This window comes from Sulfobacillus sp. hq2 (genome assembly GCF_002903155.1).
Taxonomy (GTDB): domain Bacteria; phylum Bacillota; class Sulfobacillia; order Sulfobacillales; family Sulfobacillaceae; genus Sulfobacillus; species Sulfobacillus thermotolerans.
In genome coordinates this window covers 34,405-51,692 of record NZ_NWUL01000044.1, presented here as the reverse complement: position 1 = coordinate 51,692, position 17,288 = coordinate 34,405, and the positions used below count along the sequence as shown (strand labels likewise).

The window sequence follows — 17,288 nt, the reverse complement described above, 5'->3', positions numbered from 1 at the left end:
GCCCAAATGCACTCGTCTGGACTATGTAGTACGGGTCGACAAACGGAGTATAATCAATGCAATTGCAAGCAGGTTGCAAAAAGGAGGATGTTCCCATGGCTGATGTTGTCATTGCAGGGAGTGGCTTTGCCGGACTCACCGCTGCCATTAAGCTCAAACGGTTGCTGCGACACAGCGGGCACCGTATCACAGTGGTAGCCCGTGATGCCACCTTTGTCTATCGCCCATCTTTAGTCTTATTAGCCTTTGGTAAAAAGTCGCTAAAAGATATTACTTTTGATTTGCGTACAATTTATAAACGGACTCGTATTCATTTTGTCGAAGCCGCCATCACCTCCATCAACCCCGAAGCGCAAACCCTTATGACGGATCAAGGGCCTATCAAATACGATAAACTCATCGTGGCCTTAGGGGAAAAACTCGCCTATGACGAAGTACCGGGCTTGCGCGAATACGGCTATAACGTGTGCACACCGGACGGTGCTTTGGCCCTTAAAGACGCTCTCACCCGCTATCACGGCGGACCGACTGTGGTGGGATGGGCCCAAAACGTGCAAACCGGCGGACCCGCCTTTGAGGTGGCCTTAGAGCTCGAAGAATGGATGAAAGACCACAAAGTGGCGGGGTCCATCGATTTTGTTGACCCTTTACCCAAACTCTGGGCCCCTGCAGGACCAGAAGCCACAGAATTTTTAACCAAAGTTTTTGCTGAACGTCACATCACGCGGCATGGTCCCGTTCAAATCAAAGAAGTCAAAGCCGACCGGGTGATCTTAAGTAATGGGGAAGAACTGCCTTCCGTTTTAACGATTATTACGCCTCCCTTTCGCGGAGAGGATGCCCAAAAATCCTTGGCCGGAGATAACCCCCGCGATTGGCTAGAAACCGGTAAGGATATGCAAAGCGTGCGTTATCCTGATATTTATGTCGCGGGTAGCGCTGTGGCCTTTGAAGGGCCCAAACAAGGCCACACCGCGATGCTGCAAGCCGAGACGGCGGTGTACAACCTCACCCAAGATTTGCTAGAAACTGGTAAACCCCATAAGCTTTATGACCATGAAATGAGTTGTGTGCTAGATCTTGGTACGGGTGAAGGTTTATTTGTGCGGCGTTCGTTGTGGTCACAAGAACATCAAGAATTTAAAATCGGCCGACAATGGCCGCTAGCGAAAGCCGCCTTGGCTTACACGTTTGTGCACACTCCCGTGTTCAAAAAATGGGGCTTGTCCATGCCAAAATAGCTGTCCGAAAATCGAGCCGCCCTGGGTGTCCGTGGCGGCTCGCTCCTTAGAAACCCCAAAACCCGGTGGTGAGGCCCCGGCCATACATGGCCCAGAGAAACAAGTTTAAGCCAAAAAACCACCACGCTTCATTAAATTTGCCGTGGCCATAATCATGCGCCAGCACTTCGCGCAATTGCCTGCCTGGACCCAAACCTCGCTCCACGAGGACCGTTAACAATGCCATGAGGCCATAGAGAATATGAAAGATCACTTTCGGACGGCCCCCCATTAAAAACAAGGTCATCCCAAAGAGCCCTAAAAGCACCGTAATGATTTGTACGTACGCCTGATATTGCCAAAACTTCGCCGGCAATTCCCCCGTTTTACGCTGACGATATGCCGCGACGACAAGGCCTGTAGCGCCCAAAAACCCGGTGATGGCACAGGTGACGTGGGCTACTAAAACGATCGTATAAACTGTTGCCGTATCTATTCCTTCTTTCTCAATACGCATGCTTATGACCTCTTTCATCATACGCCATTAAATACAGTCTCTGAAAGAATAATGCAGGCTTTGTCTAGTCCATGAATTGCTAGGATTCGATCCCCTCGGTTTTGGACAGATTAGGGTTAGTAGCGTATTGATAGGAGGTGGCTTATCTGTGGGAAAACCGCACGTTGTTGTGCTGGGTTCGAATTTTGCCGGACTCGGCGCAGCCCAAAAAATCCGGGAGTTTGCCCGCGATTCCGTTGATATTACGGTCATTGATCGCAAATCCTACTTGTTATTTGTACCGAATATCGGGATCGAAGTCTTAGAAGATCGTAACCCGATGTATTCCATGCATATGCCATTAATTCCTGCGATGAAGGAAGATCATTTGGACTTTATTCTAGGTGATGTCCAAAATGTGGACGTGGATGGTCAATGGGTAGAATATCTCCCGGTGGAGCGCCTAGGCGCTACGGTGGCAAAAATCCACTATGACTACTTAGTTATCGCCGTCGGTGCCCGTCTGGCCTATGACAAAATCGAGGGGTTTGCCGAATATGGTCATACCGTCAGTGATACATACTACGGCAACCGTCTGCGCCATTATCTCTATCATGATTATCAAGGAGGCCCCATCGCCGTCGGATCCGCCCGCTTTCACCAGGGCACCAAAACTCGTGATTTGATTCCCACCGCCGAAGCCGCTTGTGAGGGTCCGCCCGTCGAAGTGATGCTCAGTATGGGGGCTTGGCTTGAATCTCATAATCTCGGTGGGCCTGATAAAGTGACCGTCTTTACTCCGGCCGAATGGATTGCGGAGGACGCCGGCCAAGGCATTGTCCATGCCCTGTTGTCCAAAGCCGGGACCATGGGCTTTCACTATGTCAACAATACCCACGATATTAGCCGTATTACCCAAGACGGCATTGAGTTTGCCCATGGTCCCAGTATCGAAGCGGAGCTAAAAATTGTTTTTCCTGACTGGGTGCCCCATGCCTTTTTGAAAGACTTGCCCATTTCCGATGACGTTGGCTTTGTTTTAACGGATATGACCATGCGCAACCCCAAATATCATAATGTCTTTGCCTGTGGCGACGCTGCTGCGGTCACTGTACCGAAACTGGGGATCCTCGCTCATATGGGAGCGGACGTTGTCGCGCATCAAATTGCCAAGGACCTGGGCATGATGAATGCCCGTAAAGCTGACGAACCAATGCGTCCAATCGTGGACTGTATAGGCGATATGGGCCACAATCAAGCGTTTTATATCAGTTCCAACACCTGGTACGGTGGAGACCGGGAAGTCTTCCGTATGGGCCACGTACCTTTTTTGCTGAAACTGCAGTATAAAGAAATGTTTTTCCGGACCAAGGGTAAAGTGCCCGACTGGGGGATTCCGGTGGCCGACTTTTTGACCGAAATGCTGACGAAGGGGTGATATGATGAGTGATACAGCCACCTTACAGGCCAAAGACATCCCCAACCTAACCCAGGACCAATGGCAGGGTTTGGCACAGCTCGGAGATCTTGTCACCGTCGTCAACAAGCTTTTAGCAGGACCTGCCGGCGCCGTAGCGACGGAATATCTCGCCCAAGGAGCAACCTTCCTGCCAGATGGGGCTCTGCCCGCCCTACGTGAAACGATGGAGGTTTTAGCGAGTCTACACGAGCAAGGCATTATCACCCAAATTGGCACGCTGCTTGGCCTTGCGACCACGATGTTGACGCAAGACAACCTCAACCAATTCTTCGTTTCGCTATTGGATATGGCCCAAGAAACATCCTTTGCGGAAGTCTTAAAAGCTTCCATTAAGGACGCTGCGCGCCAATCGGCCCAGGAGAGCGAGCATTTGGGCGGCTTTTTGGGGTTAATGCGCGTGATGCAAGACAAAGAAGTGCAAACAGGATTGCGGATGATGGGGGTTATGGCGGGCAAGCTCGCGCCTCTCTTCCGACACCGAGCACTTCCGCAGCAAAAACACGAACACAAATAAAATGAGCCCAGGCGCCCCTTACGGGGCAGCCTAGGCTCCTCTTTATTCTTCTACCATTTCACTGGAAGCCCCTAATCCAAAAGCGGTATGAATAGCCTCAAGCGCTTGTTCGGCATGTTCACGGGCAATGATGCATGAAATCTTAATTTCAGATGTTCCGATCATTTGAATATTAATTCCTTGGCTAGCCAGGGCTTGGAAGATACGCGCGGCAACTCCAGGCCGTCCTAGCATTCCTGAGCCAATGGCGGAGACCTTGGCCACATCGGTGTCAATGACAAGCGACTGACCTCCTAGTTGACGGAGGCAGTCCTCTACAATGGGCTCAGCACGCCTAACATCTTGCTCTTCAATCGTAAAGGCAATGTCATTGAGCTGATTATGGGAGACAGCTTGAATGATGAGTTCTACATTCACCCCATGCTCAGCCAATTGCCCAAAGAGCAAGGCCGCCACGCCGGGTGCATCCGGCACGCCGATTAAACCGATTTTCGCAATATGGCGGTTTAACGCCACCGCGGTGACAGCCGGTTTCTCCATGTTGTCCGCTTCCGCTATCACAGTGCCGGGGTCATCACTGAACGTCGACCGCGCATAAATGGGCACCTGCTGGCCCTTGGCAAATTCCACGGCTTGCGTTTGCAATACTTGCGCGCCTTGACTGGCGAGCTCCAACATTTCATCATAGCTTAACGTTCCCAGGGGCGTTGCGGATGGTACGATACGTGGATCGGCCGTGTAGACTCCCGCTACATCGGAATAAATTTCACACCGGTCGGCGCCTAGCGCATTGGCCACCGCAATGGCGGTCAAATCTGAGCCCCCGCGCCCAAGCGTAGAAATGTCTCCCGCCTCCGTAATCCCTTGAAAGCCCGCGACCACTGGTGTTAGGCCTACCGCTAAGGCATTGCGTAACTCTTTGGGGTCAACGTGTTCAATGCGAGCTTTGCCGTAGTCATATGTGGTCACGATGCCTGCTAGCCGTCCAGAAAACGACTTAGCCGGAATCCCCATGTGTTCGAGCGCCATCGCCATCAGCGCACTCGACTGCGTTTCTCCTGTCGAGAGCAATTGGTCCATTTCACGGGCAGAAGGTACCGCACTCATTTGTTCTGCCAAACTGACTAAAGCGTCTGTGCTGTCCCCCATCGCGGATACCACCACCACCACTTGATACCCTTGGTCCACCGCCTGTTTCACTTTGCGCGCCACGTTGAGCAAATGTTCAGCGCTGCGCAAGGAGCTGCCACCGTATTTTTGCACAATAAGCATGTCATTCGTCACCCTTTACAAACTTTTCGTCTATAATAACAAAGTTAGAGCCTGACATCGCATGACTTTGCATATTTTTTCACATGGAAGGAGCAGACAGTGCATCGCTTGCGGATGATAAGCGTAGATATTGACGGCACGCTGCTGAAAAATCCCTACTGGCGACTTCATCTCCACCCATGGCTAGACCAGTTGGCGCGCAAGGAGCAGACATCGGTCGCAGAATTGTGGTCCTTGATGGAGAAGGAAAGTATCCGTCGACTGCGCCAAGGCCGTAAATCGGCCGCCTATGATTGGGAAAGTATCGCCCAAAAGGCCTTAGGACGCACATTGCCGCCTCCTGTCCCCATTGATCGGCGCCAAATTTTAGCGCTGGTTTTCCCCGACGCTTGGCCCTTCTTGCTGTGGCTCCAGTCTCAGCCTCTTTTAGCCGTGCTAATCACCAATGGCTGGTCTTGTCATCAACAGCCATATATTGCGACGCTGGGTTGGGACGTTCTCTTCTCCCGCATTATTGGAGCGGAATCAGGATGGGTTAAACCGGATCCCCGAATTTTTGCCCAGGCTCCTACCATTGATTGCCATATCGGCGATAAAGTGGCGCAGGATGTTCTGGGCGCACGGCGTGCCCATATTACGAGTATTCACCTAAGCCGTCGGTCAGGCGATCTCGGAGGATGGGAACCCCTTTCGCCATCCGTACTCCGCCCGGATTTCACCATCTCCTCGCTCCAAGCCCTTCCCAATTTGCTAGAATCATGGAGTGGGATTCATGCCAATAATTCAAATTAAAAAGGGAGGAGCGGGAAGAAGGGGTCACTCTTCCCCGTACATGCGATGAATGATCTGGTGATTGGCGGCAAACGTTTTGTGCATGAAACGATAATACGCGTGCGGTTTTGTGAAACAGATGCGAACCGCCACGTCAGTCAAGTCTCTTATGCCATATACTTTGAACAAGCCCGCACAGAATTTTTTGATGCGCTGATGGACGAAGGGTTTGATTGGTGGTCGTCGCAGTTCTCGATGGTTCTCGCCCACCAATCCATTACGTACTTAGCCCCTGCCTTTTATCGTCAAACCTTGCGCATCTATACGGGAGTCAGTGCCATTGGACGGTCCTCGCTTGGTCTATATCACCTCGTGGTGGATAGCGAATCGGGCACGCTCATTGCTAATCAAGATAGCACGGTCGTTCTTGTGGATGCTCTCACCCAAAAAAGCCACTCGTGGCCAGATTCCTTCCGTACTAAGATAACCCCCTTATTGCCCGAATCATGAGGCGAGAAGGACAGGCCAATCCTCGATACCGTCCAAAACATGTGAATAACCTTGGGAGGAAGCCCGTGCTGCGTAAATCCCAACGCCCCACACGCCGCGCGACGATATCATTTTAGGGTGTTTCCAAGACATCGCAGATTGACGAGAGTTCATGATTCATTACCTTAGGAAGGTATCCGGCAAGATACCTTCCCAGGTAATGAATAACACCGCCTAGGAAAATCCTTGTCAATCATATAACGGCAACTGCGGCAGGAACTGGACCTTATAGTTGATGTAGGAAGGATCACGGATTCTAGGATTGAGCGGACTCGTCATTACTAAGCGTTCTATCGTAATCGAAATGGGGGCAGGATATGATTGTGATGCCTTACCGCTACGCGTTTATCGTTTACGGGGCCGCGGCAATTATGATCGTAGCACTGCTGTTGCCGACGCGACAGGGGTTGCGTTCGCGGTACTGGAGAACTCGGTCTCAGACCACGAGCAAAAGAGTGACCTCCATGGTATCAAAGGTCGCGCTGATCGGTCTCGTCGCCTGGGCGGCCTTGACTGGAATCGCAGATTATAATCCTCATGGACAGCCCACCCGAATTCACGGCATATTCAGGGGGGAGTCGAGTTCCCAGTATTTTTGGAACTGGAACGATCCCGTAAGCTACAAAATCGGCGATACATGGGTGTCGTTCAAGCACACGACCTTTGATCCAACATCAGTGGATCGCGTATGGTTGGGGACCGACGGTACGGCGACAATCCTGAAGGCCTATCCCGTTCTTGGGAGCCCAGTGCCGGTGGTCACCTCCTTCAATCAATACCCCGCACGCAACGAAAAATGAGGCAACGTGATGAACGATCAGGCTGAAATCAGACGCGTTCATATTCATCGGCGGGATACCCTACATTAATATTTAGGCGCCGCGGGCTTTTGATACCCAAACGGCCACTTCCAATTTAACCCATAGACACTCTGGAAGAGCGGCTGGGCTTTGGGATCTTGAATCTTGAAGTACTGATCATAAATGGCGCGTGCAACAAACCCCGAATCGGCTCCCCAGTTGCCTTCCCGGATATACACTAAAATCAAAATGGTTGGGTGAGGCATGGGACCATACGTGAGGAAAAAGGCGTTATAGTTGTTGGACTGGCCCACCACCTGCGCCGTTCCGGTTTTGGAAGCGACGGGCACGGGAAGACCCGCAAGCGCCCCATACCCGGTTCCGGACACTCCCTTAGCGATGTTGGGATCTTGGGCTGACATCTCCATGCCAACATGAACCGTATGAAAGTCTGAATAGGGAACATTCACCTTGCCCTGCACAACGGGTTTAAAGGTCTTAACGACTTTCCCGGTAGGAGTCGTAATTTCACTGACCAAATGCGGCCAATACAATGTCCCCCCATTGGCAATGGCCGAGTCGGCTCGGGCCAAAGCAATCAGCGTGTAGCGGGCAATCCCCTGGCCGATGACGGTGTTTAAGTTCCATCCCCACGTCCAAGGTCCCTGTCCTGATGCCGCCAACCGCTTCGGTGTCGGAATCTGGCTCGTTATTTCATCCGGCAAGTCAATCCCTGTGGGCTTATTCAGCAAAAATGTCCGCATCCAGTGGTCCATAGTCTGAATGCCCATATCATAGCCCATGTAGTAGAAAAATACGTCGTCTGACAGTCCTAGCGCTTGCTCGATATTTAACCATCCAAAGCCTGGCGCATACCAGTTGCCAAAGGCATGGTCTTTCGGGAAATAGCCGGGATCAAAAATTTCCGTCGTCGGGGTCACCACGCCTGATCCTAAGGCTGCAATCGCCATAATCGGTTTGAAGACGGAACCCGGAGCAAACCATCCCGAAATGGCCTCATTGATAAAAGGGCTAATGCCTTCTTTCACGAGCGGACTGGACATTAACTTAGCATAATAGCTGCTGTATTCCTTGGGATCAGTCGGAATCAGCTTATTCGGGTTATACGTGGGCAAACTCGCCATCGCCAAAATGTCCCCGTTATTGGGGTTCATGGCAATCACCGCGCCTTGCACTGCGCCCGTACTATGGGAAAATGGCACGCGTGAATTTTGCATCGCCTTCATGACAAACGCTAAGGAGTTTTGCGCTGTCTCCTCAAGTCGCCAGTTAATAGTCAAATGCAGGGTATCCCCAGGAACCGGTCCCGATTTGCTTAACAGCTTCTGCAGTTGACCTTGACGGTTAACCTCGGCATACTCGCCTCCCGCATGCCCATGCAAATATTGATTGTATTCTTGTTCAAGCCCGGCCGCGCCCACAATGGACGTCATCGAAAACCCTTTATTTTTTAACTGCTGATACTCCGCCGCATTGATACGTGACGTATAGCCAATAATATTCCCCATGAGATTGCCGTAGGGATAATAACGAACCGCAATCGGCTGGATGCGTAAGTTCGGCAAGTTATTGATATTCTCTTCGATCTTGGTCATTTCCGCCGCCGTCAGTCCAGAGGTAATGACCAGAGGATCATAAGCTGGCAACTGAGCTAGCTGTTGGGCAATGACCTTTTTGAGAGAAGCCGGGGATTGCCCCAACTCTTGGCTCAGCAAGTTGAGTTCCGCAGACGGCATTGGTTGTCCGTTGGCGAGGTAGTACAGTGTCCAGGACGGCCGAGACGTGGCGACTACCTTGCCGTCCGCAGTCACAATATTACCTCGAGGCGCTGGAATAGGTAGCTTGCGTAACGTATCAGCTTGCGCCAACGTCTGATAATGGGCGCCCTCTTTGACTTGCAGATACCAAAACCGCGTTCCGACCACTCCAAATGCGGCCGTAACCAACGCCATCAAGACGATACTGCGGTTACGGGTCTGACGGTTGACCATGCGTGGTGTCCCCCTTGTTGTCTTCTCTACTTATTGTAAACGGTTTGTCTTCATTCTTGTTGGCCCATAAAAAATTACCACCAATCCCATTTCTCAACGTTGATAACCTTATACAAAACCAATATGAGAAATTCCTCAATGCCATAAACCACAACAGGCCCAAAGTAAGAAGTCTTTGCCCAGACAGCAACCGAGGCAGGAGAAACTCACCGCCGAGCTTAACCCGGCATTAATAGCCCGTAATCACTGTTATCCGTTGCACTAGTACGACGGTTGCTCCGTACGCAGCAGACAATTTCCGGAAAAATGCAACAAAAATTCCCGTTTAGCAGGAATTCTTTAGTGCTTTAGCGAATTACCGACAATCCACAGAGAGTTCTCACAAGAGCTCCCGAAGGAAAGGAGGAGGATCTATGCGCAAATGGACTATGCTGGGAGCTCTCAGCATTCTATCATTGGTTGCCGCTGGTTGCGGATCCGGGTCGGACTCGACCCCTACCACCGCATCTCCGCAATCAGGCGGCACCGTCGTCATTGCGCTGGCCGCGCAAACGTCACCTAACTGGTTTTTTCCTGAATTGTCCTTGACCGCGGACACAACGGTTAACTCGGAAATTGATGATATGAGCTACGAGCCTTTGCTGTACTTTAACAGCAAAGACCAGTTTGATCCCCGTCACTGCCTGGCATCCTCTGTCACCTGGAATCGCCAGGGCACTGTGTATACGGTGAAATTGAACAAGAAGTGGCATTGGTCCAACGGGCGTCCGGTGACCGCCAAAGATGTGGTCTTCACATGGCAGGTCATGAATGCCGGCAGCCAAAGCAATGTCAATTACGCTTGGTCTTTTGCCGGGTCAGGATCGGGCGGTGTACCTACCCTATGGAAAAGCGTCGTAGCCACAGGTCCTTACACCATACAATTCACCCTGCAGCATCCCAGCAGCCAACAATGGTTTGTTCGCAACGGAATTGGTCAAATCTACCCAGTGCCTGAGTCAGTGTGGGATAAGTATCCAAATAATATGAGCAAGGAAATGCAGTTCATCCAAAACGTGTCGAATGCCCCCAATAACGCCGTTTACCAAGTCGTGGATGGTCCCTACCAATTTCACTCCTCGGCGACCAATAGTTATTGGGCTTATGTTCCCAATCCCCATTACGATGGCCATAAGTCCTATGTCAAAAAGGTCATCTTTCAATACGAAACGTCCTCATCGGCGGAATTTACTGCACTCAAAGAAGGCACCGTCAACTACGGCTATCTTCCTGCCGCTTTGTTGGGTGTACGCAATGAATTGACCAATGACGTACTGACTCCTTTATATTCGCTAGGATTTAACTACATCCAACTCAATATGAGTCCCAAAGCCCCAGACGGCGTTGGAAAGGCTTTTGATGAACTGCCTGTCCGCCAGGCGCTGCAATTAGGTGTCAATCAGCCGGGGATCATTGACGCCGTCTATCACGGCTACGGTGTGATTGATGACACGACCTTGGCGCCCAAGCCCCAGAACATGTTTGTCGATCCGGCATTAGCGCATGACCCGTATGCCTACAATCCAGCGCGCGGCAGAAAGATTCTAGAAGCAGCGGGGTGGCACGAAGTCAACGGCGTGATGACTAAACATGGTATCAAGTTGGAGTTCACGATGTTTGCCGCGTCCGGCAGCACCAGCTACGACCATATCGACCAAATCCTACAGCAAGGCTGGGCTCAGGAAGGCATCGTGTGCCATATCGAATATCAGCAGTTCAATACGGTGGTCAGCTATAGTCCTAGCAACGCCTCTCAATGGCAAGTCTTGAACTGGAATGGCGGATGGGGATACGCTTCCGGCTATCCTTCTGGGGGTGTGCTGTTTAAGACAGGAGCGGCCGAAAACTCCGGTAGCTATTCCAGCCGAACCATGAATCATCTGATTGACGCCACCTATGCTCCCGGAACAACCAAACAAGCTATTCAGCGGATGTATGCCTATGAAGATTATGCGGCTAAGCAGTTACCCGCAGTGATTTACTTGCCAGAGTTTCCCGCGTTGGTGGTGCATGCCAAGAATTTACACGGAACATTGACAGACTACAACCCGATTGGGGGCGTGATCTTTCCCAGTCATTGGTGGATTTCGCATTGACGTTCGTTGCAGTATGCGCGCCCTCAGAGTGTTTCTGAGGGCGTGTACTTTCGACCTTACGCCGTAGGTCTCCTTATTCCGCGCTGTGAAACCCTTCGGCACCGTAAGCGCAGCCCTGGATTCCCGTGTTTAGGCCCGCTGGCTCAAAACCCACCAAGTCGGCCTCCGCATCACTGATCCTGCTCAATACCTGCTCCCCACCTGGCAAACCATCGATCAATGCGTGCTAAACGGTCTATGGCCCGAGCAGGCTGCGAATCAGCTTCATGATGCTCTTTAGGATAAATCACCAGCTCCGTGGGTACGCCTCGCTTCTTTAACGCCACATAAAGCTGTTCGGCCTGGCTCAACGGACAACGCCAATCCCACTCTCCTGCGGTAATCAGCAGAGGTGTCTTGATTGCTGTCAAGGCACTAGCCGGGGAGGAGTCATAGTATTGTTGCGGATTTTGCCAGGGAACGCCCATGTCATCTTGCCACCACAAATGGCAGTCGTCGGTACCAAAGGCCGAGCGATAGTCAAACAAGCCATGTTCGGTAACAGCCGCACGAAATCGGTTCGTGTGGCCAACGGCCCATGTCGTCATAATGCCTCCCATGGAAAATCCGGTGCAGTAGAGACGGTTCGGATCAACCCATCCTTGTTCCACCACATAGTCGACACCACACATCACATCATCATGCTCTTTGGGTCCCCATACGCCTTGGATTGCCTGGCAAAAGGCTTCTCCATACGACGTAGAGCCCCGGTAATTGACCTGAAGGACCACAAAACCGCGCCCCGCCCAATATTGGCTGTCAAACTCAAACTCCGGCGCATCATAAGACATCGGGCCCCCGTGAATGGATACTAATAGAGGAGCGGGGCCTTCGCGACGGTCAAAATCTGGTGGGAACAGCACTAAGGCCTCAATCATCGCTCCATCGTGATCCGGATAGCGAATCCATTGAAAGGTTCCCAATTTGCGCTGCGACAGCCACTGGCTGGATCCTTGACTTAATTGCGGCCCTAGACCGTCTGGCCCCCAGACAAAAATCTCCGGCCCCGTGTGGGGCAAGCCCATAAGCAGCACCACCGTTTCGGAGCACACATCAAAGCTATAGACTGTACCCATACGTTCTGTAGGATACAACACGTCCCAGGTGCCATCCATGGAGAACGCCACCAATTTTGCTTGACCAGCCATCGACGCCACCGTCAACAGCCGTCCGTCGCGGTGCCAACGCAGCGGTCCATCCACGGTGCCATCAAAAGACGGCGATATCTGTATCATGGCACTATGTTTCACGGGCACGGGATAGACACGCGCATTGGCGACAGGATCTCCGTTCCAAACATCGGGGACAATTCCGCCAATCGTCCGCCATCCTTGTCCAATATACTGTGACAAATCCTCCACCCGTTCTGCCTTCTCTAGAGAAATGCGCCATAGCCGCGGCAGCACATAGTTGTTTTCCGGTTCGGCGGACGAGATGAACCAAACCTCCTGCCCGTCGGGACTAAAGATGCCTTGCTGGGCGTCGACATCACCCCACGTCAGTCGGTAAGTTTGGTCCTCGTGGAGATTCATCAGCCATAAATCGGTGCGTCGATTGTTATCCGCGTCACCCGTTCGATTAGATTGAAAAAGAATCCATTGCCCGTCGGGCGACCACCGCGGCTCCAGTTCACTCGCCTGGCCAAAGGTTAGCTGGCGCACCGCGCCAGTCTCGCACTCGAGAAGAAACAGGTGGGTCTGCACCCCATCAAGGTATCCTTCCCCATCGTACTTATGTTGCACACGATCTAGCACCCAAGGCCCGGGTCCTTTCTTGTCTTTGAGACTTTTAAGATAAGCCGCCTCCTCCTCAGAGGGATCTCGGCTCGCAAATACGATGCGGCGGCTGTCGGGAGCCCAATCAAACGAGGCCACTCCTTGGTCCCGGTTGGTCAATTGCCGTGGCTCGCCGCCCCACTGCATGTCGTACACCCAGATTTGGTCGACGGCGTCCTTGGTCTGCTCCTCCCCACTAGACCCCCTCTTATAAGTCAGATCCGGCGAACGTTTTGACAAAATCGCGAGATATCGGCCATCGGGAGACCATCTGGGCATCCGGTCAGTCACATGATGACGACTCAATTGATGGGGCCTTTCCTGTCCATTCGTGGCTGTCACCCACAAATTGTTTGTATAATCGTTTTCATCTTTAAGAACCTGCTGCTGGATATAGGCCACCAAGCGCCCATCCGGTGATAATGCAACTTCTTTCACCGGCTTCAATAAATAGAGGTCATTTAGCGTGAGGGTCCGCATCATCATTGTCTTTGTCATAAATCGCCTCGCTTTGCGTGGGTCAGCCAGCTAGCCGTCTATGAAGACCATGCGAGTGTCGCACCGTCCCTGTGATTTCCCGCACAGATTAAGCGGCTAACAAAAAAACCCGCTCAAACTCCGCGGGTTAAACTTTTAAAAATATGGTGCCGGGAACCGGACTTGAACCGGTACGACCATCCCTGGCCGGAGGATTTTAAGTCCTCTGCGTCTGCCTATTCCGCCATCCCGGCAGGTGCCTAGTGGCTTGCGCCGCGGCCACCTCGTTTAGATTCTGTATTTCGGCGCAAATCCTGCAGACGATCTTCACTGTCTTTCATAAATCGCTGCATCTTGTCTTCAAAAGTGACTTGAGGAGCCGCACGCCGTTCACGGTCCCTGTGCCCGCCACTTTCGCGAGACGATTCACGGTGAGCGGGTTTAGGCTGCGCTTGGCGAATAGATAGCGCAATCTTGCCATTAGGATCCATTGAAAGAACTTTGACTTTAACCTTGTCATTTTCTTTCAGATAGTCCTTAATATCCTTGACGTATGCATCAGCAACTTCCGAGATGTGGACTAACCCTGTCTTTCCCGTGGGTAAAACAATGAACGCTCCAAACGGTGCAATTCCACTGACCGTTCCTTCAACAATCTGCCCAACTTCAAGTTCAGACGGCATACGTCGTATATTATCCTCCTATAACTCTCAACTCACCGATCAATGGGTTCATTATACGGTGTGGAGCTTCTGGTGTCAACGCATGAAGAGCTGGTAAATCCTTTATTGTTGGCCTATTTCCGGATTCGGAATCGGCACTGTGCCTGTAATCATGCCTTTTAGGACGGAGGGATTTTTAATTTGGCTAATGTCTGCACGCAAGACATTGTTTTTCGCTTGGGTTTGAGCGATTTGCTGTCGCAATACCTGTTCATCGTGATTCAACACCCAAATATGCAGGACCGATTTGATCGACCAAAACATCAAATAACTTAAAACAAAAATCGTCACAAATTTTTTCCAACGAAACCTTATCCGCTTATGTGGGACCACGGCCATTACAATTCATCCTCCTCCATCTCCTCATCACCGCCCATCACCCCGAGCGGGTCGCCGGCAATAATCAGCACCACTTGATAGCCTTTGGTTTTGGCGCGGTTATACAAAGTCGCAACCGTCGCTGGCGCCAACCCCAGCCGTTTGGCGATAGCTTCGCTTGAGACCCCCGTTTCTTTCAAGGCCACGACTTGGCGTTCACGAAAAGACAACTTCTCCATACCGCGAATTTCTATTTGCATAGTAAATCCCCAAGTTATCCACAGATTGTGCACAAACTGTGTACAGATTTATTACAAAACAATGACAGGTCTATTATAAGGGAGCTTGGCCATCCATGCACTACATTTGGGGTGGATTAGCGGGAGGTAATTTTTTTGACCGTCTAACACGCCAATGTCGCCCTAATGCTGTCAGCCGCTGTCCTATAAACCGGACGGGCACCGTAAGATAAAAGACCACGCGGGCCTGAAAAAAAATCACCGGCGACACGATCTTGAGGACCCAAGGGGCAGCAAGCCATGCCCATAAGCCATAACCTATGGCAATAAGGAGCAAGCTCCACACATGGAATACACCCCAGTCCGTCCACAAATAGACGGCTAAAATGATAACCGCCGCCAAGACAAACCACAGCCAGTCCATAATGTGCCCAAAGATTTTCCACCAGTGCCATTGGATGCGAAAAGCGCCATAGACGGTTGATAACAAGCCTAGGGCCATGCCGGTTAAGAGCCAAGATGCCATCACTGCTGCTGGATTCACCGTGGTACACCCCCCTTTAACGCCACAGGCGGGTCCATGTGTTTTCGGATTTCCCTGGGCGTTTACGGGAATAACTCAACGCATCGACTTCTCCTTCTGCAACGAAGTGGCCCGATTCGAGATCCAACTGTAAGATGCGCAAGCCTCGGCCCTTTACCGTCATCATGCCCATATCCGTAGAAAGAATAATGGCATCGTCATCAAAGTTTTCCACGTGCTGCACACCTTCAATCGTCAGTTGCGCACGATTGACCAATTGAACCAGATGCGCACGGTTCTTCTCATGCCTGTCTTCAGCCATAGGGGGCCCCCGCTTTCCATAGTCGGTGTCATTTTGACGTTATGCCCCCACAAGGCACTTTAGACCTCCCGGTATAATTCCGCAGCAGCTTTTGCAGGCACGTTCTCGGCAATTTTTTCAATGACAACCCGGCGCACGCCTGAGGGAAGTTGCAATTCCAACTCGTCGCCGACATTCACCTCATGGCCCGGTTTCACCACTTTTCCATTGACGATCACATGCCCGTGTTCACAGACTTCTTTCGCCAACGTCCGGCGCTTGACCAACCGGCTGACCTTTAAATATTTATCAATGCGCATACGTCCACGTTGCTCCTTCCCGAAGAAAAAAGCCCTGCCGTAGCAGGGCTAGCACACCAAGACAATTATTTAGCAACCGAGTCTTTTAAGGCTTTCCCTGCCTTGAATGCGGGCACTTTACCTCCGGCAATTTCCAAGGTATCTCCTGTCCGAGGATTCCGTCCCACACGGGCTGCGCGCTCCCGCACTTCAAACGTGCCAAATCCCACCAACGACACTTTTTCTCCCTTGGTTAGCGCATCTTCAATAGATTCCACCATGGCGTTTACGGCACGCTCCGCGTCCTTTTTACTCATCCCTGCGCGCTCTGCTACATCTGTAACCAAATCTGCCTTGTTCACTCTAATCCCTCCTGCAAATTCATAAAATCATCACGGCTTTTCCTGATCCGTCACCGGGTGACTGTCTCTTTCCTGACTGGCGAAGGCCAGACGTTTCCACAATGCCCACTCAGCATCCTGCTGATGCTGACGAGCCACATCTGCCACAGCCCATGCGGCATCGGCCAGAATTTCTTCTAGTGTCCCCTCTTGATTGGAAATATATACCTTCAAAAGCTCTGAAACCGCTTGAAATACGCGCGTTTGCGGCTTAAGTCCTCGCTTGGATAGACGCTTTGCCCAGACCAAACCAGGAAATGTCCACTCCGCGTCATGCGGTCTGGAAGGCTCTAAGGCCTTTAAACGTTCCCACCGGTCGTTAATGGCCTCGACGCTTTTCGCCGGATCCTTGGCAAACACATGTGGATGCCGCCTCACCAGCTTAGCCACTTGCGTTTGCACCACATGGTCAAACACCTCAGGCGAAGCGAGGGCACTATGAAAGACCACTTGAAATAACACATCGCCCAACTCGTCGTAAAACGCCTGACGGTCTCCCGCCACCAAAGCTTCAGCAGCTTCATAACTCTCGTCGAGCAAGTAGCGGAGTAGGGATAGGGAGGTTTGTGACTGGTCCCACAGACATCCCCCCTGAGGATCAAGCAGCCGCTGCATCACATGTTCCAAGGGGCCACACGATGTGGGATTGCCCGGCAATTTAAGTCGGTCATGCAAATGAAGGGTTATGTGCTGTACGTCATGCCAGGTAATAGGATACGGATCGCCCTGGTGGGGAAAAACTATCGCTGAGGAATCGCCGGGAAAACGGTCACCAAACAACACCTGGATATCTGGACCAGAGAATGGGCCTTCAATGAAAAACCCGTCAGACACACTATCTGATGTGCGTAGTGCCCATTCAGACAAGTTCCAGGCTCCTCTCCCTGAGCGATAACTCAGTATACCAGGTTATCCCTGACATACCAAAGAATATAGGGTTTTGGG

General features: G+C 51.6%; 19 protein-coding genes and 1 tRNA gene. 7 read left to right on the top strand and 13 right to left on the bottom strand.

Annotated features, from left to right (window positions below; all coding sequences use genetic code 11):
• The first annotated feature begins 95 nt into the window (after window positions 1–95).
• The gene (locus CO251_RS12175) at window positions 96–1,241 is read left to right on the top strand and encodes an NAD(P)/FAD-dependent oxidoreductase (protein ID WP_103376089.1); all 1,146 of its coding nucleotides are present in this window, start codon (window positions 96–98) and stop codon (window positions 1,239–1,241) included.
• A gap of 46 nt (window positions 1,242–1,287) precedes the next feature.
• On the opposite strand, the gene CO251_RS12170 is transcribed toward CO251_RS12175, so the two are convergent.
• A complete protein-coding gene (locus CO251_RS12170) occupies window positions 1,288–1,737 on the bottom strand; it encodes a hypothetical protein (protein WP_103376088.1) in 450 nt (149 codons plus the stop codon).
• A gap of 148 nt (window positions 1,738–1,885) precedes the next feature.
• On the opposite strand from CO251_RS12170, the gene CO251_RS12165 reads away from it, so the two are divergent.
• Together CO251_RS12165 and CO251_RS12160 are read left to right on the top strand one after the other, a co-directional pair.
• Window positions 1,886–3,154 (top strand): NAD(P)/FAD-dependent oxidoreductase, encoded by a 1,269-nt coding sequence (locus CO251_RS12165; protein ID WP_103376087.1) that lies wholly within the window; start codon window positions 1,886–1,888, stop codon window positions 3,152–3,154.
• Between the two features lies 1 nt (window position 3,155).
• Window positions 3,156–3,710: a DUF1641 domain-containing protein gene (locus CO251_RS12160; protein WP_103376086.1), complete on the top strand. Its 555-nt coding sequence runs from the start codon at window positions 3,156–3,158 to the stop codon at window positions 3,708–3,710.
• Window positions 3,711–3,752: 42 nt separating this feature from the next.
• Here CO251_RS12160 and CO251_RS12155 read toward each other — a convergent pair whose 3' ends face one another.
• Window positions 3,753–4,982, bottom strand: a complete 1,230-nt coding sequence (locus CO251_RS12155) for an aspartate kinase (protein WP_103376085.1) — start codon at window positions 4,980–4,982, stop codon at window positions 3,753–3,755.
• 99 nt (window positions 4,983–5,081) lie between these two features.
• Between CO251_RS12155 and CO251_RS12150 the strand changes: the two genes are divergently transcribed.
• The 3 genes from CO251_RS12150 to CO251_RS12140 all read left to right on the top strand — a co-directional run bounded on the left by CO251_RS12150 (window position 5,082) and on the right by CO251_RS12140 (window position 7,102).
• Entirely contained in the window at window positions 5,082–5,774 is a 693-nt protein-coding gene (locus tag CO251_RS12150) for an HAD family hydrolase (RefSeq protein ID WP_103376084.1), read from the top strand.
• A gap of 78 nt (window positions 5,775–5,852) precedes the next feature.
• Window positions 5,853–6,263, top strand: coding sequence for a thioesterase family protein (locus tag CO251_RS12145; RefSeq protein ID WP_158246324.1), 411 nt, complete (start codon window positions 5,853–5,855; stop codon window positions 6,261–6,263).
• Between the two features lie 356 nt (window positions 6,264–6,619).
• Complete coding sequence (locus CO251_RS12140; RefSeq protein WP_103376082.1) at window positions 6,620–7,102, top strand: hypothetical protein; 483 nt, start codon at window positions 6,620–6,622, stop codon at window positions 7,100–7,102.
• A 65-nt stretch (window positions 7,103–7,167) separates the two neighbouring features.
• On the opposite strand, the gene mrdA is transcribed toward CO251_RS12140, so the two are convergent.
• Window positions 7,168–9,114, bottom strand: a complete 1,947-nt coding sequence (mrdA, locus tag CO251_RS12135; protein ID WP_103376081.1) for a penicillin-binding protein 2 — start codon at window positions 9,112–9,114, stop codon at window positions 7,168–7,170.
• A 413-nt stretch (window positions 9,115–9,527) separates the two neighbouring features.
• Between mrdA and CO251_RS12130 the strand changes: the two genes are divergently transcribed.
• Window positions 9,528–11,249, top strand: coding sequence for a peptide ABC transporter substrate-binding protein (locus tag CO251_RS12130; RefSeq protein ID WP_103376080.1), 1,722 nt, complete (start codon window positions 9,528–9,530; stop codon window positions 11,247–11,249).
• 170 nt (window positions 11,250–11,419) lie between these two features.
• On the opposite strand, the gene CO251_RS12125 is transcribed toward CO251_RS12130, so the two are convergent.
• The 10 genes from CO251_RS12125 to CO251_RS12080 all read right to left on the bottom strand — a co-directional run bounded on the left by CO251_RS12125 (window position 11,420) and on the right by CO251_RS12080 (window position 17,210).
• Entirely contained in the window at window positions 11,420–13,561 is a 2,142-nt protein-coding gene (locus CO251_RS12125) for a S9 family peptidase (protein WP_103376079.1), read from the bottom strand.
• A 144-nt stretch (window positions 13,562–13,705) separates the two neighbouring features.
• A tRNA-Leu gene (locus CO251_RS12120) sits at window positions 13,706–13,794 on the bottom strand.
• Window positions 13,795–13,800: 6 nt separating this feature from the next.
• On the bottom strand, window positions 13,801–14,223 hold the full coding sequence (locus CO251_RS12115) for a S1 RNA-binding domain-containing protein (protein WP_103376078.1): 423 nt from the start codon (window positions 14,221–14,223) through the stop codon (window positions 13,801–13,803).
• Window positions 14,224–14,325: 102 nt separating this feature from the next.
• Window positions 14,326–14,601, bottom strand: a complete 276-nt coding sequence (locus tag CO251_RS12110; RefSeq protein WP_103376077.1) for a hypothetical protein — start codon at window positions 14,599–14,601, stop codon at window positions 14,326–14,328.
• Window positions 14,601–14,840 carry a sigma factor-like helix-turn-helix DNA-binding protein gene (locus CO251_RS12105; RefSeq protein WP_103376076.1) on the bottom strand — a complete coding sequence of 80 codons (240 nt, stop codon included), beginning with the start codon at window positions 14,838–14,840 and terminating at the stop codon, window positions 14,601–14,603. The genes CO251_RS12110 and CO251_RS12105 overlap by 1 nt, the downstream gene beginning before the upstream one ends.
• 100 nt (window positions 14,841–14,940) lie before the next feature.
• Window positions 14,941–15,363 (bottom strand): spore cortex biosynthesis protein YabQ, encoded by a 423-nt coding sequence (gene yabQ / locus CO251_RS12100; protein ID WP_103376075.1) that lies wholly within the window; start codon window positions 15,361–15,363, stop codon window positions 14,941–14,943.
• A 16-nt stretch (window positions 15,364–15,379) separates the two neighbouring features.
• Window positions 15,380–15,664 carry a sporulation protein YabP gene (yabP, locus tag CO251_RS12095; RefSeq protein ID WP_103376074.1) on the bottom strand — a complete coding sequence of 95 codons (285 nt, stop codon included), beginning with the start codon at window positions 15,662–15,664 and terminating at the stop codon, window positions 15,380–15,382.
• 59 nt (window positions 15,665–15,723) lie between these two features.
• On the bottom strand, window positions 15,724–15,963 hold the full coding sequence (locus tag CO251_RS12090) for an RNA-binding S4 domain-containing protein (RefSeq protein WP_103376073.1): 240 nt from the start codon (window positions 15,961–15,963) through the stop codon (window positions 15,724–15,726).
• Between the two features lie 65 nt (window positions 15,964–16,028).
• Window positions 16,029–16,304, bottom strand: coding sequence for an HU family DNA-binding protein (locus CO251_RS12085; RefSeq protein WP_103376072.1), 276 nt, complete (start codon window positions 16,302–16,304; stop codon window positions 16,029–16,031).
• A gap of 30 nt (window positions 16,305–16,334) precedes the next feature.
• Window positions 16,335–17,210, bottom strand: coding sequence for a MazG nucleotide pyrophosphohydrolase domain-containing protein (locus CO251_RS12080; protein ID WP_103376071.1), 876 nt, complete (start codon window positions 17,208–17,210; stop codon window positions 16,335–16,337).
• Window positions 17,211–17,288: the final 78 nt, after the last annotated feature.